This window comes from Aquamicrobium zhengzhouense (assembly GCF_016124105.1).
Classification (GTDB): domain Bacteria; phylum Pseudomonadota; class Alphaproteobacteria; order Rhizobiales; family Rhizobiaceae; genus Aerobium; species Aerobium zhengzhouense.
Map to the genome: position 1 here is coordinate 15,096 of NZ_JADGMQ010000012.1, position 24,277 is coordinate 39,372.

Consider the following 24,277-nt stretch of genomic DNA (forward strand, 5'->3'; position numbering starts at 1 on the left):
ACAACGACTCGTCTTGATGAAAAGATTCCTAATTTAAGGAGGAGAACAAAGCAAGAACTTTATGGCCAGGTGATGGCGCATGCTCCTCGTTTGGTCTATCTGCTGAACTATGATTTCAGTGCTGATTGCGACCCAAAACGACGAGGAGGGCCTGGCGGGTACGCTGGCTGCCCTGGTATCTGCAGCAGTAGAGGGCGTAGTACGGGAAGTGATCGTCTGCGACGCTGGATCCGATGACGGGACTGAGCTTGTTGCGGATCATGCCGGCTGCGTTTTTCTGGCGAACGCAAGGTGGGTAGACGGGGTTCAGCTGGCGCGAAGTGCCTGGCTGTTGTTTCTGGAGCCGGGTGCGAGGCTGCTGCCGGACTGGATTGAGCCGGTCGTCACACATGTTGTTAGCCGAGGCGGCGCAGCCACCTTCACACGCGCTGAAGAGGCGAGGCTGACGTTTCTTCAACGCTTGCGGGCGAGGAGGCCGCTGGAGGAAGGCCTTCTGATGCCAAAGGCGGATTTCGTCTCAAGCAACTGCGATGCCGAGGCATTCCGAGGAAAGGGTGGCCTACGCAGGCTTGGAGCTCGGATTGTCCCTTCGAGCCCGCAAAACTAGGCGTATTTTCCACCACTGCGCTTCAGGTGTTCATCAAGCCTTGGCATGATTTCCACGAAGTTGCAGGGCATGTGACGATAGTCGAGCTGGGTTGCCAGGATCTGGTCCCACGCGTCACGACAGGCACCCGGCGAGCCAGGCAGGACGAAAACGAAGGTTGCGTTGAGCAAGCCTCCTGTCGCACGTGACTGGATCGTCGACGTTCCAATTTTCTCGTACGAGATGCGATGGAAGATGGCTGAAAAGCCGTCCATCTTCTTATCAAACATGGGCTCAAGCGCCTCTGGAGTGACGTCGCGCCCGGTAAAGCCGGTTCCACCGGTGGTGATGATGACGTCGATTGCCGGATCGTTCGACCACGCTGTGACCTTCTCGCGGATTGCTTCGATGTCATCTGTGACGATGTCGCGCGAGGCAAGGCGATGCCCGGCCTCCTCGATGCGCTGAGCAAGCGTGGAACCCGATCGGTCTTCATCCAGCGAGCGGGTGTCTGAGACGGTCAGAACGGCGATGCCAACCGGAATAAAGGGGCGGCTTTCATCGATGTTTGCCATGGTGACGCTCCTGGATCGTTCTTGTCGCCCTGACGTACCACGATGGGTGAGCCGCCGCGAGCTTGGTCGCGGCGGCGCAAGCTTCCTCGAAGCTGGGGAATATGCCGAAACATGTCGCCCCTGAGCCGGACATGCGGCTCAGGGAGGAGCCTGTGTGTCCGAGGGCTCCGATGACTTCTGCCACCTCGGGTGCCAGAAGCCGCGCGGGAGCTTCAAGGTCGTTGCGGCTGGAGTTGGAAAGCCACGTGACAATACCTGCACTATCAAGGCCATCGGGCAGCGAGGGAAGGATCGGGTTGTCCTTGCGCGCAAGGGCACGGAAAGCAGACGGGGTCGACACGGCAACGCCGGGATTTACCAGCACCAAAGGCAGATCGGGCATTGAGACCGGAACCACCTTTTCGCCGATGCCACGCGCAATCAGGCTTCGCGCCTCAAGGCACATAGGAACGTCTGCGCCAAGCTGTAGCGCGAGCGCTGAAAGCGCTTCGCCAGACGGCGAAATCAGCCATAACCGGCACAGCGCGCGAAGGGTCGCTGCGGCATCGCTCGATCCGCCACCGATGCCTGATGCGACAGGTAAATTCTTTTCAAGGTGAATTGCAACCGCCGCGGTGCTGCCCACCAGCGCACGCAGATGATCGCGCGCGCGGGTGACGAGGTTGTCCTGCCCAGCATCCAGTCCATCGGAAAAGGGTCCGCTGATCGTGAAGCGGTCTTCATCTGACGCTTCAACGAAAACGCGGTCGCCTTCTTCCGTGAAGACGACGATCGATTCGAGAAGATGGTAGCCATCGGCCCGCTGGCCGGTAATGTGCAGCGCAAGGTTGACCTTGGCCGGGGCGTGTTCGGCGATCGCTTCGGCCATGGTTAGAAGATATCAGTCCCTGGTGAGATGGTATTCGCCGGTGACCGGATCCTTGATCAGCGTTCCATGCGAGCCGATGCGCTGCTCGGCCTCGGCGCGGCGGGCGCGGGCCGTAATCCGTTCTGCCTCACGTACGAAAGCACGGTATCCGACATAGGCGACAACGCCGACGACGGCGAAGAAAACGAGCTGGGGCATTCACCTTGATCCTTCCTGCTATCGCCTCGTGGCTGTCCCTGCGAGGATGATTGTATCGCGTCTCGGCCTGCCTTCAAAGTCCGAAGCGGGCCCACATTGCACGCTCTTCTGCCGCATCAACGATCCCGTGAGCAATTCCTGAGCCAAGTTCTGGCGCCTCGCTGCCAAATACGCCGAGCTTGCGACCAAAAAGCCCGCGCGAGGGCGAAATCAACTGCAGCCGGGCCTTGTCACCATAACGGCGGCGAATGAACGAGCGCATGTCGCCGAGGCCATCAATCAACCCAATGTCGAGGCCCTTTTTCGCGGTCCAGAACATCCCGGTGAACAGGTCTGGGTTTTGAGCAAGCTTCGCCCCGCGCCGTTCTTTGACCATGTCGATGAATGTGTCGTGGATCTCAAGTTGTAGCTCCTTGAGACGCTCGACGTCCTCTGGCTTTTCAGGCTGAAAGGGATCAAGGATCGCCTTGTTCTGACCAGCAGTATGTACCCGGCGTTCCACACCGATCTTCTTCAGAAGTTCCGGAAAACCAAAGCCCGCCGAAACGACGCCAATCGATCCGACGATTGATGATTCGTCAGCGATGATTTCGTCGCCCGCGAGCGCGATCATGTAGCCGCCGGAAGCCGCAACGTCTTCGACGAAAACCAGAACACGCTTGTTCTTTTCCTCGGCGAGATCGCGGATGCGCTTGAAGATCAGGCGTGACTGAACCGGTGAACCGCCTGGCGAATTCAGCGAAATCGCAACCGCAGGGGCCTCCTTGAACGCAAACGCCTTTTCAATGAGGCCAGCTGTCGATGCCAGCGAAAGGCTGGGGCGAAACTGATTTCCGCCAGCCATGATTGGACCTTGCAGTCGAATGACCGGGATGGTCGTGCCCGTGTTGCGCATGGAGGCGGGAAGGAAGCGGCTGAACAGTCGTTTCAAGAGTGGTCTCTCCGATATGTCGCTTCGCATGTAGGATCTTCACGTCGGCGCGCAATATCTTTGGTGCAAATCCTTGTGATCACTGACCGTGGCGGGTTTTAATCCCCGAACAGAGATGCGCGACCGTTGTTCACATTATCAGCGCGGATGCTGAAATGATCACCCGCTGCGTCATGGATGATCAGTGGTGGCATCAGCGACAGCGGCGCGCGCGAAGCCCGGATCGCGCGAATGACGATGCGGATGGCCGGCTCATCAGCTCGGGGCAGGATCGGGACGATCTGGGCAGCACCGAAACGACCGTCCATGGCCGCGAGAATTTCGGTCAGTGATCGGGGGCGGGCAATCAGGGCAAAGCCACCCTTCGGGCGCACAATGGCGGCGGCAGTGCGCAGCCAGCTTTCGAAGAGGCCGTCATCCATGACATGGGCGCCGCGTCGAAGGTCGTCCGGAGAGGGGCGATCGGTACGGAGGTTGAAGGGCGGGTTCATGATCGCGAAGTCGAAGCTCGAATCTTCGAGCCCTGCAGCAATACGTGCCTTGCCGGTCAGGGTGACGTCCGTCTCGATAACCGCTCCTCGACCCGCAATTCGCGAATTTTCCGGGTATGCGAGGGTAGCCCTGGCGCAATTGGCCGTCTCGGCCTCGCGCTCGACGAGCACAACCCGCGAACTGCGGCAGCGAGAGGCAACGGCAAGTCCGGCTGCGCCAGCGCCAGCGCCCAGATCCACCAGCCGACCGGAAAACGATGACGGGACTGCAGCAGCCAGCATCATGGCATCCGTGCCTGCCCGGTGCCCGCGTCGCGGCTGGATCAAATAAAAGTCACCCCGATGGAACGCATCGATCGTTCGTTCCTCGAGTGCGGGCGAACTGTCCTTCGTCGCAGGCTGTAACCTCATACGCCTTTTAGCTCTCCATCGATTCCGGCGTCTTTAAGAAGCATTCGTGCCTCTTCCAAATGGTCCTCGCTGATCATGATACGACGGGGCAAAATGCCCAGCGAGCCTTCAATCACGCTCATATTCTGATCCGCGATAAAAAAGGAGAGGCCAGAATCGCGCAGCAATGTCTCAACAAAAGAGAGCATCACAGCATCGTTGGTTCGCATAAGCTCAATCATCTGCAGACCCTCTCAGGAGATGCAATTATTGTAAATCCATAACGCATTCCCTTGCGTCCGCGCCAATTAGTCACTTGCTGCAAAGAGCTTGCCTCCATAGAGTCCCGCGACTAAATGGCGGTAACAGCGGCCGTTTTTGCGGGAGACCCGATGGTGGGCGTAGTAGTGAACATTGATGATGGCAAGCGAACGAGCGCTTCGATCGAGGACCTGATCGCGCTCACCAGACAGGATATGGGCCGCGTCAATGAACTGATCCTGTCCAAGGCGGGCTCTGACGTAACCATGATTCCGGAGGTGGCAAATCACCTCATTTCATCCGGAGGCAAGCGGCTGCGCCCGATGCTGACGCTGGCTGCTGCCCAGATGTTCGGCTATGAGGGCGACGGCCACGTCAAGCTGGCTACCAGCGTCGAATTCATGCACACAGCGACCCTGCTGCATGACGATGTCGTGGACGAAAGCGACATGCGCCGCGGAAAGCGCACCGCTCGCATGATCTGGGGCAACCAGGCGAGCGTTCTCGTCGGCGATTTCCTGCTCGGCCAGGCTTTCCGCATGATGGTCGATGTTGGATCGCTTGAAGCTCTCGACATCCTATCGGCAGCGGCTTCGGTGATTGCTGAAGGCGAAGTGCTGCAGCTCAGCGTTGCCAAGAACCTCGAGACCACCGAGGACGAATATCTCTCCGTCATTAAGGCCAAGACCGCTGCGCTCTTTTCGGCGGCAGCCGAAGTAGGCCCAGTTGTAGCGGATGCCACCAAGGCGGATCGGGCAGCGCTGCGCTCTTACGGCACCAATCTTGGACTTGCCTTCCAGCTTATCGATGATGCGCTCGATTACGCGGGCGATACGTCGAGCCTCGGCAAGAATGTCGGTGACGACTTCCGCGAAGGTAAGGTAACTTTGCCTGTCATCCTCAGCTTCCGCCGGGGATCTGAGGAAGAGCGCGAGTTCTGGAAGTCGGCAATCGAGAAAGACCAGACCGACGACGAGCAGCTCGAATTCGCTCTCAAGCTGATGAAGAAGCACAACTCGATCGCCGATACGATCGGACGCGCACGCCACTTCGGCGGCATTGCACGTGATGCGCTGGCACCTCTCAAGGACACGCCACAGAAGCAGGCGCTTCTGGATGTCATCGACTTCTGCATCAGCCGCGTCACCTGATGGACACAGCTTCTCGTCGCCTTAACGTGAACGAGCCGATTGAACGTCGTTCGTAAAAAGGCCATGCTTTGCCGTCAGTTGTGTCCGCCGGCATTGGCTGGATGCGCAAGCAAGCGGGAAGGGAATCAATGCGGCTCAAGACTGGAAGCCTGATCGCAGCGGGAGCAATCGCCGCGAGTCTCACGCTGGGCTCGGTGCCTGTGCGGGCCAACCAGCCGGAGGCCGTTTCGGTCAATACGCTGACAGGTGCCTATCTTGCCGCGCGCATTGCCGAGAGCGACAACGATCTTGATGCTGCAATCGCCTATTATCAGCGCGCGCACGCATTCGACCCCGACGACCAGACCATCCAGCAGAGCTTGCTTCTCGGGCTTATCTCCCAGGGTAAGTTCGATGAGGCTTTGCCTTTCGCGCGCAGCCTGAAAGAGACCCCTGAAGTCGAGCGTTTTTCCCGGCTTGCCCTTGCCGTCGATGCACTGCGTAAGGAAAAATACGGCGAGGTCCAGAACTGGCTGAAGCTTGCGCTCGCTTCTGACCTCGACCGGCTTATCACCGGATTGATGACCGGTTGGGCAAAGCTTGGCGCAGGTGATGGTTCCGACGCGCTCGCCCATATCAAGGCAATGTCGGGCCCTGACTGGTACGATCTGTTTGTCGGATATCACCGAGCACTGATTGCCGAGCAGGCTGGTGACATCGAACTCGCCCGTAAAATCTTCTCCGAGGTCGGCAACGATGCGGCAGCGGGCAGCGCGGCACCTGAAGCATATTTGCGCGCCATCGAAGCGCAGGCCGGCTTCCTGGCGCGACAGGGCGACAAGGAAGGCGCTTTGGCCGCGCTAGGGGTTGCTGACAGTTTTGCCCCGGGCCGCGTGACAATTGATGCGCTGCGAGAGACGATCGAAGCGGGCGAAATGCCGACGATGATGGTGCCGGACGCGAAGGCCGGGTCTGCCGAGGTGCTACTGAACTTGGCAACCGCGCTGAACCGCAGTGGCGGCGAATCGTTTGTGCGGCTTTATCTGCAGTACGCTGCGGCGCTGCGTCCGGACAGTGATGCGATCCAGATTCAGCTTGCAGGCATCGCCGAGCAGCAGAACGATGCGCTCACGGCGATCTCGCACTACGAGAAGATCCCTGATGATTCGCCGATGAAGGCGATTGCCGAGTTGCAGCTTGGTCTCAACCTTGCGGACCTCGAGCGCTTCAAAGAAGCTGAAGACCACCTGAAGCTGTCGCTCGAAAAGAATCAGGATGACATGCGCGCCTATCTCGCGCTCGGCGGAGTTTATGCGCGGCAGGAAAACTACCGCGATGCTGCTGACCTCTACGAGGAGGCGGTCGCACGAATCGACGAACCGCAGCGCGCCGATTTCAGCATCTACTATCAGCGCGGCATCGCCTATGAGCGGCTGAAGGAATGGGACAAGGCCGAGCCGAACTTCAAGAAGGCACTCGAACTCTTCCCCGATCAGCCGCAGGTGCTCAATTATCTGGGGTATTCCTGGGTTGATATGAACATCAACCTTGAGGAAGGGCTCAAGCTTATTCAACGCGCCGCCGATTTGCGCCCTAGCGATGGCTACATCGTCGATTCGCTCGGCTGGGCTTATTACCGTCTGGGGCGTTACGAAGATGCTGTCCGCGAACTCGAGCGCGCGGTCGGTCTCATGCCGAATGATCCGGTGCTCAACGACCACCTGGGCGACGCGTACTGGCAGGTCGGGCGCAAGCGCGAGGCGACTTTCCAATGGCGGCACGCGCTGACCATGGAGCCTGACGACAAGGTCAAGGCTGATGCAGAGCGCAAGCTGCGCGAAGGTTTGGAAGTTTCGAAAGAAACATCGGATCAGAGTGTGATGGTTGCGGAAGGTCCCGGCGGAACCAATGAGGTGCTGAGCGATGCCGCAGCGCCGCGTGAAGAAGAAGTCGCCGCTGCGCCAGCGAGCGAGCCGCAGGAGGCCGAAGCGAATTTCCATATTGTTCAGCCCGGACAGAGCCTTTGGGACATCGCCGTTGAACGTCTCGGCAATGGCGAGCGCTTTCGTGAGATCATTCAGCTCAACCCGTCATTGAACGGAAAGCCCGATGTCATCGTGCCCGGCCAGCGTCTGACACTGCCCGACGCGACACGCTGACTTCTCCGCGCTTCTTGACGCTCTCTTGCTGCCGATCTAGGACGAGGCCCGTCCCGCTCACGGCCGCGAGGAAGTTCAGTGAACGCTATTTTGCCCGACCATATGCACCCCAGCCGCTCATTTCAGGGGCTGATCCTTACGTTGCACAATTACTGGGCCGATTATGGCTGCGTGGTTCTGCAGCCATACGACATGGAGGTCGGTGCAGGTACATTCCATCCGGCGACGACGCTTCGTGCTCTCGGCCCCAAGCGCTGGAACGCTGCCTATGTGCAGCCGTCGCGCCGCCCGAAGGATGGTCGTTACGGTGAGAACCCGAACCGTCTGCAGCACTATTACCAGTATCAAGTCATCCTGAAGCCGAACCCGTCGAACCTGCAGGAACTCTATCTCGGCTCGCTGAACGCGATTGGCATCGACCCGCTGGTTCACGATATCCGCTTCGTCGAAGACGACTGGGAAAGCCCGACGCTCGGCGCATGGGGCCTTGGTTGGGAATGCTGGTGTGACGGCATGGAAGTGTCGCAGTTCACCTACTTCCAGCAGGTTTGCGGCATCGAGTGCTCGCCGGTTGCTGGCGAACTGACCTACGGCCTCGAGCGCCTTGCTATGTATGTTCAGGGCGTCGACAACGTCTACGACCTTAACTTCAACGGTCGCGAAGGTGATGAAAAGGTCACGTACGGCGACGTTTTCCTGCAGGCAGAGCAAGAATATTCGCGTCACAATTTTGAGCACGCCAACACCGAGACGCTGTTCCAGCATTTCATCGATGCCGAGAACGAGTGCCGCGCGCTTTTGGCGGCCGGCGCTGAGCGCCCGGAAGGCAAGTCGCACCAGATGGTGCTGCCGGCCTACGACCAGTGCATCAAGGCTTCGCACGCCTTTAACCTGCTGGACGCACGCGGGGTGATCTCGGTCACCGAGCGCCAGAGCTACATCCTGCGCGTCCGCAACCTCGCCAAGGCCTGTGGCGAAGCATTCCTTGAGACCGAAGCCGGCGGCTTCAAACCGACGACAGAGGCTGCGTAAGATGCCTGATCTTCTGCTAGAAATTCGCTCCGAGGAAATCCCGGCCCGCATGCAGCGCAAGGCTGCGGGCGATCTCAAGAAGGCGGTCATGGATGGCCTCGTTGAGGCTGGCCTGACCTATGAGGCCGCGAGCGAATACTGGACGCCGCGCCGTCTGACGCTCGACATCCGTGGCCTGACCGCGCGCTCCAAGGATGTGCGCGACGAGATCAAGGGCCCGTCGACCTCGGCGCCTGAACAGGCCGTGCAGGGCTTCCTGCGCAAGGCCGGCATCGCGTCGATCGCTGACGCGCATGTGCACACCGATCCGAAGAAGGGCGATTTCTATGTCGCCCACATCGTCAAGACGGGCCGCGCTGCTGAAGAAATCATCGCGGAACTGATCCCGACGGTCATCCGCAACTTCCCGTGGCCGAAGTCGATGCGCTGGGGCGCAGCTTCGGCAAAGCCGGGCTCGATGCGTTGGGTTCGCCCGCTGCAGTCGATCGTTTGCATGTTCGGCCCGGAAAGCTCCGAGCCGGTCGTGGTCGATTTTGAGGTCGACGGCATCCGCTCGGGCAACGTGACCTACGGCCATCGCTTCCATGCACCTGATTCCATCGAGGTTCGCCGCTTTGACGACTACGTCACCAAGCTCGAAGCCGCCAAGGTCGTGCTCGACGCCGAGCGCCGCAAGCGCATCATCCTCGACGACGCCAAGAACCTTGCCTTCGCGGCTGGTCTCGAACTGGTCGAGGACGAGGGCCTGCTCGAGGAGGTCTCGGGCCTCGTCGAATGGCCGGTCGTTCTGATGGGCGAGTTCGAGGAAGCCTTCCTCGAAATTCCGGCGGAAGTCATCCGCCTCACCATCCGCGCCAACCAGAAGTGCTTTGTCACCCGCCCGCAAGGCGCGACCGACACGCTGTCGAACCATTTCCTCCTGACTTCGAATATCGAGGCCAAGGATGGCGGCAAGGAAATCGCTTACGGCAACGGCAAAGTCGTGCGCGCACGCCTCTCCGACGCCGTGCATTTCTGGAAGACCGACCAGGCCGACCTGCCGGATCTCGATCTTCTGGCGGACTCGGCTGAAAAGTTCGGCCTCGATTTGAAGAAGCCGCTCGACCAGCGTATGGCGCGTCTCGACAGGCTCGGCGTCACCTTCCACGCCAAGCTAGGCACGCAAGGGCAGCGCGTTGCGCGTATCGCCAAGCTCGCTGAAGAGCTGGCCGAGGTTGTTGGCGCTGACCAGGCACTGGCCCGCCGCGCCGCCGTTCTTGCCAAGGCAGACCTTCAGACCGAAGTCGTCGGCGAGTTCCCTGAACTTCAGGGTGCGATGGGCCGAAAATACGCGCTGCTTCAGGGCGAAGATGCTTCCGTTGCTGCTGCGCTTGAAGAGCACTATCGCCCGCAGGGTCCGTCCGACGTCGTTCCTACTGACCCGGTTTCGGTCGCCGTTGCGCTCGCCGACAAGCTCGACACGCTGACCGGCTTCTGGGCCATCGACGAAAAGCCGACGGGCTCGAAAGACCCATATGCGCTGCGTCGTGCAGCGCTTGGCGTCATCCGCATCATCGTAGAGAACGGTGTGAGAGTGGGCTTGGCGCAAGTAGTCGAGTCGCACTTCCAGCTAGTCGACGCAGATATTCTCGACGCAACCGTTCGCGAAATGCGGCGAGAGGGTGGAGCATCTATGAGCGCTCACGCTACGGTTGGCGACTACGATCGCACTGTAGATCTCCTGTCCTTCCTCCACGACCGGCTGAAGGTTTATCTGCGCGACAAGGGTGCGCGGCATGATCTGATCGACGCGGTGATCTCACCGGAAGCTGATGATCTTTTGCTCGTCGTCAGCCGCGTCGCTGCCCTCGGTATCTTCCTTGATTCCGACGATGGCAAGAACTTGCTCGCCGGAACCAAGCGCGCGGCCAACATTCTGGCCGCCGAGGAGAAGAAGGGCACGGTTGTTGCGTCTGAAGCCAATCCGGAGCTGTTCCGCGAGGACGCAGAGCGGGAGCTGTTCACGGCGATCAACTCGGCTGAGAGCGAAGCTGCCAAGGCTGTCGCGCTGCAGGATTTTGCTGGCGCCATGCAGGCGCTGTCGGTGCTGCGTGCCCCGGTCGACGCGTTTTTCGAGGCCGTGCTCGTGAATGACGAGGACGCGGCCGTTCGCGCCAACCGTCTTGCGCTGCTGTCCCGTATCCGCAGCGCCACCGGCCAGGTCGCCGACTTCTCCAAGATTGCAGGCTGAGGGTAGGGCAGACGCTGGTTGCTGGCGTCTGCGTAAGATACCCCCACCCTTAACCCCTCCCCACAAGGGGGAGGGGAATTGGTGCCGGCCATTGAGGCCTGGCGCAAAGGTTTTCTGAATAACTTGAGCCTAAGTCGCCGCGAGTGTTTTCACCCGCGGCAGCTTGGTGTTGCGTGCAAGAACGCGCACGCCGCTCACGTCTCCCTCCCCCCTGAGGGGAGGGTCAGGGTAGGGGTGTCGGAAGCGCGGCTTTAGTGATTGGCTAGCGTATGGTCAGCGCTCGTGGTGAGGGTGTTTACCCCCACCCCTAACCCCTCCCCACAAGGGGGAGGGGAATTGGTGCCAGCCATGGAGGCTTGGCGCTGCGTTGAAAAAACATGTGTTCCGCTTACGTCTCCCTCCCCCTTGCGGGGAGGGTAAGGGTGGGGGTGCTTTGTGCGACCCCCGACAAAACCCTTAGATAAACACCCAGACGCCCAGACCCATCGCAATTAGCGTCAGGAAGGGCGTCGACATGCCGAGTTTGGGGAGCCATGCGGGGGGTGGGGTGCCGGCTTTGGCGGCGCGGCGGAGCGTCATGTTCATGAAGATGACGATGACCAGAAGGATCGCCGCGACCAGCATCTTGATGTCGTAGAGACGGCCAAGCTGAGCCATGTCATAGCGCATCACCCAGAGGCCAAGGCCGGTGATCCAGAGGAGGATGATGCCGGCGAGTGCAAGCTTGATGAAGAATGGTCGCAGCTTGGCAATTTCTGGCGAGGGCGCGCGGCGCATCTGGCGCGCGACCACCATCGAGCCGAAGCCCGAGGCAGCGCCCAGCATCAGGCCGAATATATGGAAGAATTTGAGGACAAAATTGATCGTCAGTTCAAGCACGTAATAGCACCCCTAAATTAGCGGGTGATCGTGGCGGGGCCCGCTCAGGTCGTCAAGCGCGTAAGGCTATTCTTCCCGGGACGCAGCGATCGTTTCGTGCGCGCTCCCGCGAATGATGAGCGGTGCGTCGGAGCTCAGCCAAGGAGCGAGCAGCGCTTCGGGGTTTGTCACAATCGATGCAACAGGCTTTTCGTTTGGGGGAATGGCGTCAGCGCCAACCGCCGGGACGGAGTCGGTGATCCCGAACAGCCCGGGGTTGCTCTCAACTGCAGCAACTGGCTCGGCTTCCATGCGCGGGGCGGCCACGATGCCGCGTGCGATTACCGAAGGCGAAGCGCCGGCATCTGCGGCCGGCAGGCTGATAATCGAAGACGACGCTGCAGCTGATCCGACACTCGCGACAAGTGCAGGCAAGATGGCGCTGAAAACTCGGTACATGACACGCACACAGATGATCCAGAGGCCACCTTGCCACCCTCGGATTAATAAATCGGTGACGTTCGGGCACTTGCGGCATAAGGGCGTGCGCGATAGGCAGAGGCCGACCGCACGGAGCTGGAATTGGCCAAGATCCTCCCGCCTGAACAGGCTTTAGAAGACGCCCTCGACATCTTGCGATCCGGTGAGCCGGTCGCCATCCCGACGGAAACCGTTTACGGCCTGGCCGCTGACGCAACCAACGGGGAAGCAGTCGCGCGTATCTTCGAGGTCAAAGGCCGTCCACGCTTCAACCCTCTGATTGTCCATGTTGCTGACATGGAGATGGCGCATCGGATTGCTGTCTTCGACGAGATATCGCTGACGCTAGCGCAAAAATTCTGGCCAGGCCCGCTGACATTGGTTTTGCCGTTGCGCGAAGGCCATGGCGTACATGGCCTGGTGTCTGCCGGCCTCGAGACCGTGGCGCTTCGCATGCCGCGTGGCTTCGCAAGCCAGCTGATCCAGCGGCTAGGAAGGCCACTTGCGGCGCCGTCCGCGAACTCGTCGGGCAAGATCAGCGGGACGACGGCGCAGGCCGTCAACGCGGATCTTGGTGGCAAGATCAAGCTCGTCGTTGATGGCGGCCCTGCCGATGTCGGCGTCGAATCCACGATTGCCAAGGTGACGCCTGAGGGTGTGCGTATCCTTCGCCCGGGCAGCGTGACGGCGGGTGATCTCGAGGCTTTAACGGGGCTCGCAGTGCTCCGCGGCGGGACGAAGGGCATTGAGGCACCGGGTATGATGTTGTCGCACTATGCGCCGGATGCACGTGTGCGCCTTGATGCGACGGAGTTGCGTGAGGGTGAGGCGCTCCTTGCCTTTGGCCCCAGCCGCATCGCAGGTGCCGGTACGGCGCTCGCTATGCTCAATCTTTCTGAACATGGCTCGCTGCGCGAAGCAGCAGCCAACCTCTACAGCCATCTCCAGGCGCTTGACCGCTCAGGCGCGTCGGTGATTGCCGTCGAACCATTGCCCCAGGAAGGGCTTGGCGAGGCGATCAATGACCGTCTGCGCCGCGCAGCAGCGCCACGGGGAAACGAGTCCGGGAGCCAGCAATAATGGATGCCAGCCTGATCGAGCGTTTCGTAGCAATCGTGGGTGAGAGATATGCGCTTCGCGAAGAAGCGGACATTGCGCCCTACGTTACCGAACGCCGGGGCTTATGGGCAGGGAAGACGCTGCTCGTCTTGCGGCCGGGCACGGTCGACGAGGTCAGTGAAATCCTCAAGCTGGCGACGGAGACCGGGACGCCGATCGTGCCGCAGGGCGGCAATACCGGTCTGGTTGGCGGGCAGATGCCTGACCAAAGTGGCGATGAAGTCGTCTTGTCTCTCTCGCGCTTTGACAAGATCCGCGACCTCGACCTTCAGTCGAACACGATTACGGTTGAAGCCGGTGTGACTTTGCAGCGCCTTCGCGATGCGGCGGAAGAGGCAGGAAAACTGTTTCCGTTGTCGCTCGCCTCTCAGGGCACTGCTCAGATTGGTGGCAATTTGTCATCCAACGCCGGTGGCACTGGCGTCCTTGCCTATGGGAACACGCGTGACCTTTGCCTCGGTGTCGAGGTGGTGCTGCCGACGGGCGAGGTGCTGGACGATCTTCGCAAGCTCAAGAAGGACAATACCGGCTACGATTTGAAGAATCTCTTCGTCGGCGCTGAAGGGACCCTCGGCGTTATCACGGCCGCGGTCATGAAGCTTTATCCACAGCCGCGCGGCCGCGAAATCGCTTGGCTGGGAGTGCGGAGCCCCGCAGACGCGCTCAAGCTCTTCGGCAAGGCGAGCGACCGGGCAGGGCAGAGCCTCACCGGTTTTGAGTTGATGATCCACGACTCACTGGAATTTGTCCTGCGGCATGTCCCAGATACGGCCCATCCGCTTTCTGAGCCGTACCCGTGGTATGTCTTGATGGAGATATCATCCGGCCGCTCCGCCGATGACGCGCGCAAGCTGATCGAGGAGATTCTGGAAGAAGGGTTTGAAGACGAGCTGGTTGCCGATGGTGTGCTTGCGGAAAGCCTGACACAGGCTGCGGCACTCTGGAACCTTCGCGAACACATGTCGGAAGCCCAAAAGCCGGAAGGCGCATCGATCAAGCACGACGTTTCGGTGCCGGTGGCGCTGATCCCGCAATTCATTGATGAGGCCTGGGAAGCGGTAAAGCGGCTTGAGCCCGAGGCTCGCCTCGTGTGCTTCGGCCATATGGGCGACGGAAATCTCCACTACAACATCTCCCAGCCGGTAGAGACTCAGCTCGCAGATTTCCTTGCTCGCTATCGTGAGATTAACGATGCGGTGCACGAAATCGTTCGGGCGTATAACGGGTCGATCTCGGCTGAGCACGGCATTGGTCGCATGAAGCGGGATGAGCTGATTGCAACTGCGCCAGCAGTCGCCACCGACTTGATGCGTCGGGTCAAGAAAGCCTTTGATCCTGCGGGTATCATGAACCCAAACAAGGTAATTTAATTTAACATTTACATAGGTTTCCCAGTTCTTACACCTGGTTGCAAAGCGATAACCATCGCCAAAGGCCACTAAACCTTAACCGTGATTTTTAAGCCGTCTGACACGGCCAGCGCCTAGTCTCACACCCATAACGAGGTGGGAAAAACCACCCGCGAGAAGACCGGAAAACCGGCTCTCAGGATGAGACAGGAAGGCAAAACAGTGTCACACACACAGCTCAAGCCCGATTGGGCCGATGCAGATTTTCGGCTTGACCCATTCCGGATGCCGCTCGCGGCATCCTTTGCAACGCAGGACGCTCACGGAGACGTGACGTTCACTGTCAGCAACCGGGGCGCGACGATCCGCCGGACGCTTGAAAGCAGCGGCCTGCCGGTTGCTGTCGCCCTGCCTCCTCGCGCATTTAAAGGCGTGGCCGCTCGCGCCATCGAAGATGGCAATGGCAACGTAACGGTCACGCTGGAACTGATGCATTCCGACCCGATGCTGTCGGTTCCGCTGATGGTCGCTCACGATCTGGAGAACGTTGCGGCGGATTGGCGGGCATGGTCCGAGGCGTTCAAACTGCCCATGCTGCTGGTGGAAGCTGACGGAGTGGCGCGTTCACTGGATGACACATTCGGTCTGGTGAAGAAGGCGCCGCCGACCGAGCGACGCAAGGGACGCGTCTCCCTGCAGCGCCGCCCGCGTTTTCTCGCCCGCCGCAAGACTGGTGAACTCGGAGTGCGCCTGATCGTCGACGGAGAGGAGATCATCGCGCGCACTTAATTGAGGCGCGCGATGGAAAGATGTCATCAGCCGGAACTTAGAAGTTCTGGCTGATGACTGGCCAGACTCCGCCGACAACGAGGCCGAGGAAAATCAGCCAGCCAACGGTGGAGTTCGACTTGAAGAGCTTCAGGCATTGATCGGGATTGTCGATGTCGAGAACCCGGATCTGACGGATCATGTGCGCGGCTGCGGCAACAAGACCTGCAAGTGCCGGCATCGGGACCTCGGCATTGGCAAAAGCCACGATGAAGAACAGCAGTGCCATGCTGTAAAGTGCGACCAGCCACTGCTTGGTCTTGTCACCGAACAGACGGGCGGTGGAGCGAACGCCGACGAGGGCGTCATCCTCCTTGTCCTGGTGCGCATAAAGCGTGTCGTAGCCAATCACCCACAGGATCGAGCCGAAATAAAGCAGCACGGGTGCAAGCTCGAGGGAACCGAAATGGGCTGCCCAGCCCATAAGCGCGCCCCACGAGAACGCAAAGCCGAGGAAAAGCTGCGGCCAATCAGTGAAGCGCTTGGCAAACGGATAGACCGCCACGGTCAACAGGGAGGCGATGCCGACCACGACTGCGAACCAGTTGAACTGCAGCAGGATAACCAAGCCGAGCAGGCACTGCAGCGCCAGAAAGCCCCACGCCTGCTTTTTGCTCACCTGACCGGCAGGAAGTGGACGCGAGCGCGTGCGGGCGACCTTCTCGTCAATGTCCTGATCAACGATGTCGTTATAGGTGCAGCCTGCGCCGCGCATCAGGATTGAACCGGCCATGAACAGGAACAAATGCCACGGTGAGGGCAAGACATCCAAAAGGTCTGCTCCGGGCTTGGCGTAAGCTGCAGCAGCCATGGCAGTGGACCACCAGCACGGCCACATGAGAAGCCACCAGCCGATCGGGCGATCCCAGCGGGCCAGCTGCGCATACGGCCAAAGGCCCCGTGGCAGCAGACGGTAAACCCAGTGGCCAGAAGGTGCGTCAGCGACGCGACCTTGCGTTTCTTTTGACTGAACGTTTTCCATAGCGGGGGAGTGGCAGCGCTCCAACCGATCGTCAAGTGTAAGGTGCAAGCTTGACCATAGCGGCGCGCAGCCCTACCGGAAAGCCGCGAACCAACAGTGATGAGGAATCGCCGCGATGAACGTTTTGCTGATCGGCTCTGGCGGGCGTGAGCACGCTTTGGCATGGAAGCTCGCGGCCTCGCCGCTGCTGGCGAAGCTTTATGCAGCCCCCGGCAATCCGGGAATTGCGCAGGAAGCGGAGTGCGTATCGCTTTCGATCGATGATCATGCGGCGATCCTGGCTTTCGCCAAGGATAGAGGAATCGACCTTGTAGTCGTCGGTCCTGAAGCGCCATTGGTTGCAGGTCTGGCAGACGAACTGGAGGCAGCCGGCATCCGCGTCTTCGGGCCATCGCAAAAGGCTGCTCAGCTTGAGGGCTCCAAGGGCTTCACCAAGGATCTGTGTGCCCGGTTTGGTATTCCAACGGCAGCGTATGGTCGCTTCAACAACGCGCCCAAGGCCAAGGCCTATGCAAGACAGGTCGGTGCACCAATCGTCATCAAGGCCGACGGTCTTGCTGCCGGCAAGGGGGTGACGGTCGCGATGGAGCTGGATGAGGCGCTCGATGCCATCGACGCCTGCTTCGAAGGCGCTTTCGGTGCGGCGGGTGCCGAGGTCGTTGTTGAAGAGTTCCTGGAAGGCGAAGAGGCCAGCTTCTTCTGCATCTGTGATGGGACCACGGCCCTGCCGTTCGGTTCGGCACAGGATCACAAACGCGTTGGTGAAGGGGACACTGGCCCGAATACCGGAGGAATGGGCGCTTATTCACCGGCTCCGGTGATGACGCCCGAAATGGAAGCGCGCGTGATGCGCGAGATCATCGAGCCGACCATGCGCGGGATGATCGAGCTTGGTGCTCCCTTCAAGGGCATGCTCTTTGCAGGCTTGATGATTGGCGAGGACGGTCCGAAACTCATCGAATACAACACCCGCTTCGGTGATCCCGAGTGCCAGGTTTTGATGACGCGGCTTAAGGACGACGTACTGACGATCATGAACGCGGCCGTGGACGGTCAGCTTTCGCACTTGTCCGTACGCTGGCACGATCAGGCAGCGCTCACAGTTGTCATGGCCGCGGAGGGTTATCCAGCCTCTCCGAGGAAGGGCACAGTCATTTCCGGCGTTGAAGCGGCCGAGAGCGATGAGGTGCAGGTGTTTCATGCGGGGACTGCTCGCAATGAACAAGGCGACCTCATCGCCAATGGTGGGCGCGTCCTTAGCGTCACCGCGACGGGCGCAACGGTCTCCGAGGCGGCTCAGCGCGCCTATGAGGCAGTGGATGCGATCGACTGGAGCGGTGGTTTTTGCCGCCGCGACATTGGCTGGCGGGCCATTGAACGTGAAACGGCCTGACGGCCTTCGGAAAATATGATCATAGCCCTGCCGAGCACCGGCGGGGCTTTTTCTTTATGAATGACCTTGCGACGAGCCGGATTGATCCCTTTCGGGCCTACCCTGCGTCACCCAATTCGGATGTGTTTTGTTTGACGTTTACGTAAAAAGAAATTAGCAGTTTCGTTGAATGAAAGCTCGAGCGCGTTAGTCTTGTAAAGCGGGACGCCGCTGTGGTTCCTGTCCTCTACCTCTCGAAAGGAAGCTGTGAATGTACCGTGCGCCGGTTGAAGAAATCGCCCACACGCTCAACCACATCGCCGGCCTCAAGGCTGCGATCGAGGCAGAAAAATTCGGCGAACTGACGGAAGATCTCGTCGATGCGATTCTCTCCGAAGCCGGCAGGTTCGCGAATGATGAGATTTTCCCCCTGCGTGAGTCAGGTGACACGCACGGCGCTGTCCTGAAGGACGGTGCGGTGACGACGCCACCGGGTTGGAAAGAGCTCTATCATCGCTGGATTGAGGGCGGATGGAATGCACTTGCAGCGCCTGAGGAATATGGCGGGCAGGGTTTGCCAACCATGCTGTCGGTCGCGGCGCTGGAGATGTGGAATTCAGGTTCGCTCGGCTTTGCCATCGGACCGACCTTGACCATGGGCGCGATCGAGGCGCTCGAAAAGCACGCGTCTGAAGAGCTGCGCGCGACTTATCTTGAAAAGCTCGTTTCCGGCGAGTGGATGGGCACCATGAACCTGACGGAGCCGCAGGCGGGTTCTGATCTCGCGGCGTTGCGGGCCCGCGCGGAGCCAGCACGCGACGGCACGTACCGGATCTTCGGCCAGAAGATTTTCATTACCTATGGCGAGCAGGATTTTACCGACAACATCGTCCATCTCGTCCTGGCGCGCCTGCCAGATGCGCCCGCCGGGACGCGTGGTATCTCGCTTTTCCTCGTTCCAAAGTTCCTGGTGAATGAGGACGGCTCGCTCGGCCAGCGCAATGATGTTTTCTGCGCCTCTGTCGAGCATAAGCTGGGTATTCACGGATCGCCCACCTGCACGATGATCTTTGGCGATGGCTATGCGGAGGCAGCGGAGCCGGGGGCGATTGGCTGGCTGATCGGCGAGGAGAACAAGGGCCTCGCCTGCATGTTCACCATGATGAACAATGCCCGCCTTGCCGTGGGCATGCAGGGTGTTGCTGTTGCCGAAGCGGCGTATCAGAAGGCGCTGGCCTACGCGCAGGAGCGCCGTCAGGGCAAGGCTTCTACCTATCAGGGCGAGGGGATGGCTCCGATCATCCACCACCCGGATGTACAGCGAAATCTGCTGACCATGAAAGCGCTGACGCACGCGGCTCGCGCCATCTCCTACTCGTGTGCGCACGCCATCGACATGTCGCGCATCGGTGAGGCAGAAGACGCACGGCACTGGCAGGAGCGGGCCGGGCTGTTGACGCCGGTGTCGAAGGCTTTCGCCACCGATATCGGCGTGGATGTCGCCTCGCTTGGCGTGCAGGTCCACGGCGGGATGGGCTATATTGAAGAGACCGGCGCTGCGGCACTCCTCCGCGATGCCCGCATTGCGCCGATCTATGAAGGCACCAACGGCATCCAGGCGATTGACCTCGTCGCGCGCAAATTGCCGCTGTCGGGCGGCGAGCAGGTTCACACCTACATTGCCGAACTTCGCAACGATATAGAGGCGCTACGTGCCTCGAATGCCAAAGGCTTTGGTCGCACCGCTGATAATTGCGCCAACGCACTCACCGAATTGGAAGAGGCGACCAATTTCTTGCTTGAAACCCAGGCCGCAGGCCGCTCGGAAGCCGCGCTGGCGGGCGCGACGCCGTATCTGCGCCTGTTCGCGCTGGCAGCCGGCGGCGCCTATCTGGTGCGCGGAGCGCTGGCCGACCGCTCGCCATCGCGCGTCGCGCTTGCTCGCTTCTTCGCCGAGAATCTCATTCAGGAAACATCCGCGCTCAAAAGCCGCGTGATCGAAGGCGCAGAGAGCCTTGCAGAAGCAGGAGCGTCTCTGCACGCCTGACACTTCAAACGGAGGGAGAGGACGTGAGCGAGCATATTATCGTTGAACGACGCGGGGCGGTTCAGATCATTCGCATGAACCGAGCGGACAAGAAAAACGCGATCACCAGCGCTATGTACGCTGCCATGACAAAGGCGCTGGTGGATGCTGATGCAGACGATGAGGTCCGCGTACATCTGATTTTCGGCGTACCCGGCATATTCTCTTCGGGAAACGACGTCACCGACTTCATGTCAGTTGCGATGGGTAATGACGGTCCGCTGAATGCTTTCAGCTTCCTGATCGCGCTGGCACGGCTGGAAAAGCCGCTGGTCTCTGGCGTCGATGGCATTGCGGTTGGCATCGGCACCACGATCAACCTGCACTGCGATCTGACCTTCGCAACGGCCCGTACCGAGTTTCGCACGCCTTTCGTTGATTTGGGCCTGGTGCCGGAAGCGGGCTCCAGCCTCATCGCGCCCGCAGTTCTGGGAAGGCAGGGAGCGTTTGCCCTGCTGGCTTTGGGAGAACCCTTGCCGGCTGAACGGGCCAAGGCGGCCGGCCTGATCTACGAAATCGTTGCCGAGGATGAGCTCGAGGCAGCAGCAATGGCCGCTGCCGAGCGCATTGCGCAAAAACCGCCTCAGGCGATGAAGATCGCGCGCCACCTGATGCTGGGCGATCGCGAATTGCTGGTCACCCGCATCAGGGAAGAAGGCGAGCATTTCCGCGAACGCCTGAAGTCCTCCGAAGCCCGCAACGCTTTCGCGGCGTTCATGAACCGGAAGAGGGGGTAGGGAGAGGCCGCAGAAAACTGGAATCTGCGGCGCTCGTTTTGGCGATATTACTTCGCGGCCAGGAAGTCAGCGACGTTAAGCAGGATGAATTCATTGTTCGCTGCAGTACCGATTTCGAGACCGCCCGAAAACGGCAGGTTGTTGTCGTTCGCGACCAGAATGTGCGTATCGTCAACGCGCATGACGTTTTCGATTGTGAAGAACGGGAAGGTGAATTTGCCCGAGGGGTCACCGTCGGCCTGCGTGGACAGCCTTGCCTTGCCATCCGGATCAGCGATGTCGAGCAGGTCGATCGACGCGATCCGTTTGATGAAACCGTCGTTGTCGACCTGCGCCGTATCGACGAGAACGACGTTCTTTACCTTGGCCGGTACCGGATAACAGGCGCTCCTGTCGTCGGTCTTGCATTCAAGGCTGATATCGCCTTCGCCGTTATCGCGCTCGATAATCAGTGCGCGGGTATCGTCGATGAAGTTGAAATCGCCAATGGCTGTTGCGCCTTCCACAAGTTGGAACTTGTAGCTGTCGCCAGTCCAGTCTCCATTTAGCGTGTCGAAGGTGAGGACCCGCAGGAACGAGCCTTCCGGTGTGCCATCCTCATCGAGCAGCGGCTTTTCGAGCATGCCCCACAGAAGGTCGGAGCCGGGTTGCAGCGCCATACCCTCGTAGCCACCGGAACGCTGGACCTTGAAGTCCTTGCCGGCGACGGCAGGCACGATGACACCGGGCGTGTCGGGGCCGCGCAGCGGCGCGCCGTCAAGCATGGTTTCGTGGACAGACAGAACCCGGCCATCTTCAGTGGCGCGGATGATGTATGGGCCGAACTCGTCACCAATCCAGATCTCGCCGTTGAGATACTGGATGCTCTCCGGGTCGAAGTCGGCCCCCGTTAGATAGCGTTCCTCGCTGCCTTCATAGGCAATGCGGAACGGAACCTTGTGGTCCGGATCACGCAAAAAGACCGATTGCAGCCGATCGATCGAGCCGGTTTCAAAATCGGGCTTCATACGGTGGAAGAAGAGGAGCGCATCGGGGCTGTTGATCTTGGAGCCGAAACCGTTGTCGGTGAGGGTGAAGATGCTGCCGTCGTCGGCGCGGTTCATCGCGAAGCCGGACAAGCCTTGGACGGGCTGGCCAAGAAACGGAAGCGAAATGCCGGTCGGATGCTGGCCATAGGCCGCGCCGACATCGCCCATCACCGACATGGGTTTCTCGTTGCGCGTTTGACCCGTGAATTTGCCCGAAATCCACGCGTCCCGAGGCGCATCGGCCGGTGGAGCGATCAGTGTAAAAGCAGGGAGGTGGGCGTGGCCCGCCAGTTTGGCCTGAAAGGCTTCTTCGGCTTGTGCTGCGGTTGACGCGGCAACCAGCAGCGCGGTCGTGGCGAGAAGGTGTCTGATCATTCGGGTATCCTCCCTGAAGGGTTCAATGACCCGATTGGAGTAGATCGTCCAAATGACAGCGCCCTGACGTAGCAATGACAGTTTTGCGAGAGCTGCGATTTACGGGTAAAGCCTCGTCTTCTTCCATTCATCGCCATCCGGCTCGAAAACGACGCGGTCGTGCAGGCGGAACTGCCGGTCGTGCCAGAACTCGATCGAGCTGGGAACCAGCCGAAAGCCTGACCAGTATGGCGGCCTCGGAATCGAGCCGATCGCGAATTTCGCGGTATATTCCGCCACAGCTTTCTCCAGCGCGAAGCGGCCTTCAAGCGGGCGGGACTGTCTGGATGCCCAGGCGCCGATGCGGCTGCCACGGGCGCGCGACGCGTAATATGTGTCGGCCTCTTCGTCGCTCACCTTCTCGATGGTTCCACGCACCCGGACCTGGCGGCGCAAGCTCTTCCAGTGGAAGCACATCGCAGCCTTCATCGACGAAAGGATCTCGCGCCCCTTGTTGCTCTCATAATTGGTGTAGAAGACGAAGCCGTGCTCGTCGAAGCCCTTGAGAAGCACCATTCGCACATTTGGCAACCCGTCAGGATCCACGGTCGCCAGTGCCAGCGCATTCGGATCATTCAACTCGGACGCCGTCGCGTCCTCAAGCCATTCCGCAAACAGCCTGTAGGGTTCGGGGCTTTCGGTGAAGTCACCCTCTGTTAAGCTTGATCCGGCCATGGTAGCACCCTGAAAGCGATTGTCATGAGGGGAGATTGCCTATTGGCGCGCCCGACGCAAGGCTCCCGTAACTGGCGCAGCCGGCTTTTCCTTCTGGTCGGTCTTGGTCTGGCCGCTTCCCTTGCAGGCTGTGGCAGCAAGGGCTTTTCGCTGGAGGATGCAGTCCCCGACATGTCGGTCACCACCGGCTCGGTTCCTGCCGGGATAACTCCTGATTCGGATGAGTGGACGATTCGCAATGTCGTCTCGTCGGCATTGGTCAGTGAGGGCGGCGAGAAGGGGATAGGTTGGGCGAATGTCGTTTCAGGTTCGAGCGGTACGATCCGCAATATTCGCGAAAGCCGCGCCGGCGGCGTGCTGTGCCGGGATTTTTCAGCAACCCGCGAGAGCTATGAGGGCGTGTTCCTCTATGAAGGACAGGCTTGCATGGCCTCCGCCAATCTTTGGTCGATGAACCGCTTTGAACGGGTCGAGTAGGGCGAAGATACTGGAATCTCTTCCCAATCGATCTCATATTACAGTCGAATTAGAATTCCCCGGCAGATAGGACACCATGCGCGATCCCTATGACGTTTTGGGCGTTGCGAAGAACGCCTCTGCGAAAGATATCAAGTCGGCGTTTCGGCGCCTGGCGAAGAAATATCATCCAGACCAGAACCCCGACAATCCGAAGGCAAAAGACAGCTTTGCCGAGGTGAATCAGGCCTATGAGGTGCTTGGCGACGAGACCAAACGCGGCCAGTTCGACCGCGGTGAGATTGATGCGGCGGGCAAGCCGCGCTTTGCGGATTTTGGCCCTGGTGGCGATCCATTTGGCGGCTTTCGGCGAAGCGGGGCTGGCGGGCCCGGCTCGCACTTCGAGTTTCGCACCTCAGGACCTGGCGGGGGCTTCGATGCTTCCGACATTTTCTCCGACCTCTTCGGTGGAGGGTTCTCTCGCGGCGCGAGCGGCGGGGCGCAGCGTCGTGCCGGAGCGTCTTCCGGCGGCGACATCAACGTGACGCTTGACGTAACCATCGAGGAAATCGCGACGGCGGCGAAGGTGACGGCGATGTTCCCCGACGGGCGAAAGGTCGGGATCAAGCTGCCGGCATTCGTTGAGGATGGCCAGACGATCCGCCTCAAGGGACAGGGTGAGGGCTCGCCTCTGGGGGGGCAACCAGGCGACGCTCTCGTCAAGGTCCGCTTGCGGCCTCACCCGGTCTACCGGGTCGAGGGGCGCGACCTGCACGTCGATGTCCCTGTGGCTCTGGCAGATGCGGTCCTTGGTGGCAAAGTGCCGGTGGAGACGCCGCATGGGCGGTTCGCGGTCGCGGTCCCCGCATGGTCAAGCTCGGACAGGAAGCTGCGCCTGAAAGGCAAGGGCCTGCCCCTGAAGAATGGCGGCCAAGGCGATCTTTACGCCCATGTCCAGATCATGCTTCCGGAAGGAGATGCTGAACTGGAGGCTTACGCCCAACGACTGCGGGAAGGTGAAGCCCGCACCGCATAGCTTGAT

General features: G+C 60.2%; 24 protein-coding genes. 13 read left to right on the forward strand and 11 right to left on the reverse strand.

The window, feature by feature from the left end; translation table 11 throughout:
• Positions 1-109 precede the first annotated feature (109 nt).
• The gene (locus tag IOD40_RS14895; RefSeq protein WP_407649210.1) at positions 110-607 is read left to right on the forward strand and encodes a glycosyltransferase; all 498 of its coding nucleotides are present in this window, start codon (positions 110-112) and stop codon (positions 605-607) included.
• Here the strand turns inward: IOD40_RS14895 and moaB are convergent.
• The 6 genes from moaB to IOD40_RS14925 form a co-directional block, all read right to left on the reverse strand.
• A complete protein-coding gene (gene moaB / locus IOD40_RS14900) occupies positions 604-1,161 on the reverse strand; it encodes a molybdenum cofactor biosynthesis protein B (protein WP_198477489.1) in 558 nt (185 codons plus the stop codon). The two genes, IOD40_RS14895 and moaB, sit on opposite strands and share 4 nt — an antisense overlap.
• Positions 1,145-2,029: a 4-(cytidine 5'-diphospho)-2-C-methyl-D-erythritol kinase gene (locus IOD40_RS14905; protein ID WP_198477490.1), complete on the reverse strand. Its 885-nt coding sequence runs from the start codon at positions 2,027-2,029 to the stop codon at positions 1,145-1,147. Before IOD40_RS14905 ends, moaB begins: the two co-directional genes overlap by 17 nt.
• Before the next feature lie 12 nt (positions 2,030-2,041).
• Positions 2,042-2,227, reverse strand: coding sequence for a hypothetical protein (locus IOD40_RS14910; protein ID WP_198477491.1), 186 nt, complete (start codon positions 2,225-2,227; stop codon positions 2,042-2,044).
• A gap of 73 nt (positions 2,228-2,300) precedes the next feature.
• Complete coding sequence (locus IOD40_RS14915) at positions 2,301-3,158, reverse strand: S49 family peptidase (RefSeq protein ID WP_198477492.1); 858 nt, start codon at positions 3,156-3,158, stop codon at positions 2,301-2,303.
• A 98-nt stretch (positions 3,159-3,256) separates the two neighbouring features.
• On the reverse strand, positions 3,257-4,060 hold the full coding sequence (locus tag IOD40_RS14920; protein WP_198477493.1) for a tRNA1(Val) (adenine(37)-N6)-methyltransferase: 804 nt from the start codon (positions 4,058-4,060) through the stop codon (positions 3,257-3,259).
• A complete protein-coding gene (locus IOD40_RS14925) occupies positions 4,057-4,281 on the reverse strand; it encodes a putative signal transducing protein (RefSeq protein WP_198477494.1) in 225 nt (74 codons plus the stop codon). Before IOD40_RS14925 ends, IOD40_RS14920 begins: the two co-directional genes overlap by 4 nt.
• A gap of 153 nt (positions 4,282-4,434) precedes the next feature.
• Here IOD40_RS14925 and IOD40_RS14930 point away from each other — a divergent pair, with 153 nt between their 5' ends.
• From IOD40_RS14930 to glyS, 4 genes are all read left to right on the forward strand, one after another.
• Positions 4,435-5,451: a polyprenyl synthetase family protein gene (locus IOD40_RS14930; protein ID WP_198477584.1), complete on the forward strand. Its 1,017-nt coding sequence runs from the start codon at positions 4,435-4,437 to the stop codon at positions 5,449-5,451.
• A gap of 128 nt (positions 5,452-5,579) precedes the next feature.
• Positions 5,580-7,589 (forward strand): tetratricopeptide repeat protein, encoded by a 2,010-nt coding sequence (locus tag IOD40_RS14935; RefSeq protein ID WP_198477495.1) that lies wholly within the window; start codon positions 5,580-5,582, stop codon positions 7,587-7,589.
• A 102-nt stretch (positions 7,590-7,691) separates the two neighbouring features.
• Positions 7,692-8,621 carry a glycine--tRNA ligase subunit alpha gene (locus IOD40_RS14940; protein WP_210336935.1) on the forward strand — a complete coding sequence of 310 codons (930 nt, stop codon included), beginning with the start codon at positions 7,692-7,694 and terminating at the stop codon, positions 8,619-8,621.
• A gap of 1 nt (position 8,622) precedes the next feature.
• Complete coding sequence (glyS, locus tag IOD40_RS14945; protein WP_198477497.1) at positions 8,623-10,851, forward strand: glycine--tRNA ligase subunit beta; 2,229 nt, start codon at positions 8,623-8,625, stop codon at positions 10,849-10,851.
• Positions 10,852-11,307: 456 nt separating this feature from the next.
• Here glyS and IOD40_RS14950 read toward each other — a convergent pair whose 3' ends face one another.
• On the reverse strand, positions 11,308-11,730 hold the full coding sequence (locus tag IOD40_RS14950; protein WP_198477498.1) for a hypothetical protein: 423 nt from the start codon (positions 11,728-11,730) through the stop codon (positions 11,308-11,310).
• A gap of 66 nt (positions 11,731-11,796) precedes the next feature.
• A complete protein-coding gene (locus tag IOD40_RS14955) occupies positions 11,797-12,168 on the reverse strand; it encodes a hypothetical protein (RefSeq protein WP_198477499.1) in 372 nt (123 codons plus the stop codon).
• 123 nt (positions 12,169-12,291) lie between these two features.
• Here IOD40_RS14955 and IOD40_RS14960 point away from each other — a divergent pair, with 123 nt between their 5' ends.
• The 3 genes from IOD40_RS14960 (at position 12,292) to IOD40_RS14970 (ending at position 15,446) form a co-directional block, all read left to right on the forward strand.
• Complete coding sequence (locus IOD40_RS14960; protein WP_198477500.1) at positions 12,292-13,269, forward strand: L-threonylcarbamoyladenylate synthase; 978 nt, start codon at positions 12,292-12,294, stop codon at positions 13,267-13,269.
• Positions 13,269-14,678 carry an FAD-binding oxidoreductase gene (locus IOD40_RS14965; RefSeq protein WP_198477501.1) on the forward strand — a complete coding sequence of 470 codons (1,410 nt, stop codon included), beginning with the start codon at positions 13,269-13,271 and terminating at the stop codon, positions 14,676-14,678. Before IOD40_RS14960 ends, IOD40_RS14965 begins: the two co-directional genes overlap by 1 nt.
• Before the next feature lie 201 nt (positions 14,679-14,879).
• Positions 14,880-15,446: a DUF6101 family protein gene (locus tag IOD40_RS14970; protein WP_325099749.1), complete on the forward strand. Its 567-nt coding sequence runs from the start codon at positions 14,880-14,882 to the stop codon at positions 15,444-15,446.
• A gap of 37 nt (positions 15,447-15,483) precedes the next feature.
• Here the strand turns inward: IOD40_RS14970 and ubiA are convergent, their stop codons facing one another.
• On the reverse strand, positions 15,484-16,467 hold the full coding sequence (gene ubiA / locus IOD40_RS14975) for a 4-hydroxybenzoate octaprenyltransferase (protein WP_198477585.1): 984 nt from the start codon (positions 16,465-16,467) through the stop codon (positions 15,484-15,486).
• A 115-nt stretch (positions 16,468-16,582) separates the two neighbouring features.
• Between ubiA and purD the strand changes: the two genes are divergently transcribed.
• The 3 genes from purD to IOD40_RS14990 all read left to right on the forward strand — a co-directional run bounded on the left by purD (position 16,583) and on the right by IOD40_RS14990 (position 20,662).
• The gene (purD, locus tag IOD40_RS14980; protein WP_198477503.1) at positions 16,583-17,860 is read left to right on the forward strand and encodes a phosphoribosylamine--glycine ligase; all 1,278 of its coding nucleotides are present in this window, start codon (positions 16,583-16,585) and stop codon (positions 17,858-17,860) included.
• A gap of 250 nt (positions 17,861-18,110) precedes the next feature.
• The gene (locus IOD40_RS14985; protein ID WP_198477504.1) at positions 18,111-19,886 is read left to right on the forward strand and encodes an acyl-CoA dehydrogenase; all 1,776 of its coding nucleotides are present in this window, start codon (positions 18,111-18,113) and stop codon (positions 19,884-19,886) included.
• Between the two features lie 23 nt (positions 19,887-19,909).
• Positions 19,910-20,662, forward strand: coding sequence for a crotonase/enoyl-CoA hydratase family protein (locus IOD40_RS14990; protein ID WP_198477505.1), 753 nt, complete (start codon positions 19,910-19,912; stop codon positions 20,660-20,662).
• Between the two features lie 47 nt (positions 20,663-20,709).
• Here the strand turns inward: IOD40_RS14990 and IOD40_RS14995 are convergent, their stop codons facing one another.
• Positions 20,710-22,065, reverse strand: a complete 1,356-nt coding sequence (locus IOD40_RS14995; protein ID WP_198477506.1) for an esterase-like activity of phytase family protein — start codon at positions 22,063-22,065, stop codon at positions 20,710-20,712.
• A gap of 99 nt (positions 22,066-22,164) precedes the next feature.
• Complete coding sequence (gene pdxH / locus IOD40_RS15000) at positions 22,165-22,779, reverse strand: pyridoxamine 5'-phosphate oxidase (protein WP_198477507.1); 615 nt, start codon at positions 22,777-22,779, stop codon at positions 22,165-22,167.
• A gap of 42 nt (positions 22,780-22,821) precedes the next feature.
• On the opposite strand from pdxH, the gene IOD40_RS15005 reads away from it, so the two are divergent.
• Together IOD40_RS15005 and IOD40_RS15010 are read left to right on the forward strand one after the other, a co-directional pair.
• Positions 22,822-23,256, forward strand: a complete 435-nt coding sequence (locus IOD40_RS15005; RefSeq protein WP_233714012.1) for an RT0821/Lpp0805 family surface protein — start codon at positions 22,822-22,824, stop codon at positions 23,254-23,256.
• Between the two features lie 76 nt (positions 23,257-23,332).
• Positions 23,333-24,271 (forward strand): DnaJ C-terminal domain-containing protein, encoded by a 939-nt coding sequence (locus IOD40_RS15010; protein ID WP_198477509.1) that lies wholly within the window; start codon positions 23,333-23,335, stop codon positions 24,269-24,271.
• Positions 24,272-24,277 lie beyond the last annotated feature (6 nt).

What these genes read in the sequence shown, in the direction of transcription:
- IOD40_RS14985 (WP_198477504.1), top strand. Translation starts at nt 18,111, where the DNA reads ATGTACCGTGCGCCGGTTGAAGAAATCGCCCACACGCTCAACCACATC.
- IOD40_RS14920 (WP_198477493.1), bottom strand. Translation starts at nt 4,060, where the DNA reads ATGAGGTTACAGCCTGCGACGAAGGACAGTTCGCCCGCACTCGAGGAA.
- IOD40_RS14925 (WP_198477494.1), bottom strand. Translation starts at nt 4,281, where the DNA reads ATGATTGAGCTTATGCGAACCAACGATGCTGTGATGCTCTCTTTTGTT.
- IOD40_RS14935 (WP_198477495.1), top strand. Translation starts at nt 5,580, where the DNA reads ATGCGGCTCAAGACTGGAAGCCTGATCGCAGCGGGAGCAATCGCCGCG.
- pdxH (WP_198477507.1), bottom strand. Translation starts at nt 22,779, where the DNA reads ATGGCCGGATCAAGCTTAACAGAGGGTGACTTCACCGAAAGCCCCGAA.
- IOD40_RS14940 (WP_210336935.1), top strand. Translation starts at nt 7,692, where the DNA reads ATGCACCCCAGCCGCTCATTTCAGGGGCTGATCCTTACGTTGCACAAT.
- moaB (WP_198477489.1), bottom strand. Translation starts at nt 1,161, where the DNA reads ATGGCAAACATCGATGAAAGCCGCCCCTTTATTCCGGTTGGCATCGCC.
- IOD40_RS14905 (WP_198477490.1), bottom strand. Translation starts at nt 2,029, where the DNA reads ATGGCCGAAGCGATCGCCGAACACGCCCCGGCCAAGGTCAACCTTGCG.
- IOD40_RS14995 (WP_198477506.1), bottom strand. Translation starts at nt 22,065, where the DNA reads ATGATCAGACACCTTCTCGCCACGACCGCGCTGCTGGTTGCCGCGTCA.
- IOD40_RS14955 (WP_198477499.1), bottom strand. Translation starts at nt 12,168, where the DNA reads ATGTACCGAGTTTTCAGCGCCATCTTGCCTGCACTTGTCGCGAGTGTC.
- IOD40_RS14910 (WP_198477491.1), bottom strand. Translation starts at nt 2,227, where the DNA reads ATGCCCCAGCTCGTTTTCTTCGCCGTCGTCGGCGTTGTCGCCTATGTC.
- IOD40_RS14895 (WP_407649210.1), top strand. Translation starts at nt 110, where the DNA reads ATGATTTCAGTGCTGATTGCGACCCAAAACGACGAGGAGGGCCTGGCG.
- IOD40_RS15010 (WP_198477509.1), top strand. Translation starts at nt 23,333, where the DNA reads ATGCGCGATCCCTATGACGTTTTGGGCGTTGCGAAGAACGCCTCTGCG.
- purD (WP_198477503.1), top strand. Translation starts at nt 16,583, where the DNA reads ATGAACGTTTTGCTGATCGGCTCTGGCGGGCGTGAGCACGCTTTGGCA.
- IOD40_RS14965 (WP_198477501.1), top strand. Translation starts at nt 13,269, where the DNA reads ATGGATGCCAGCCTGATCGAGCGTTTCGTAGCAATCGTGGGTGAGAGA.
- ubiA (WP_198477585.1), bottom strand. Translation starts at nt 16,467, where the DNA reads ATGGAAAACGTTCAGTCAAAAGAAACGCAAGGTCGCGTCGCTGACGCA.
- glyS (WP_198477497.1), top strand. Translation starts at nt 8,623, where the DNA reads ATGCCTGATCTTCTGCTAGAAATTCGCTCCGAGGAAATCCCGGCCCGC.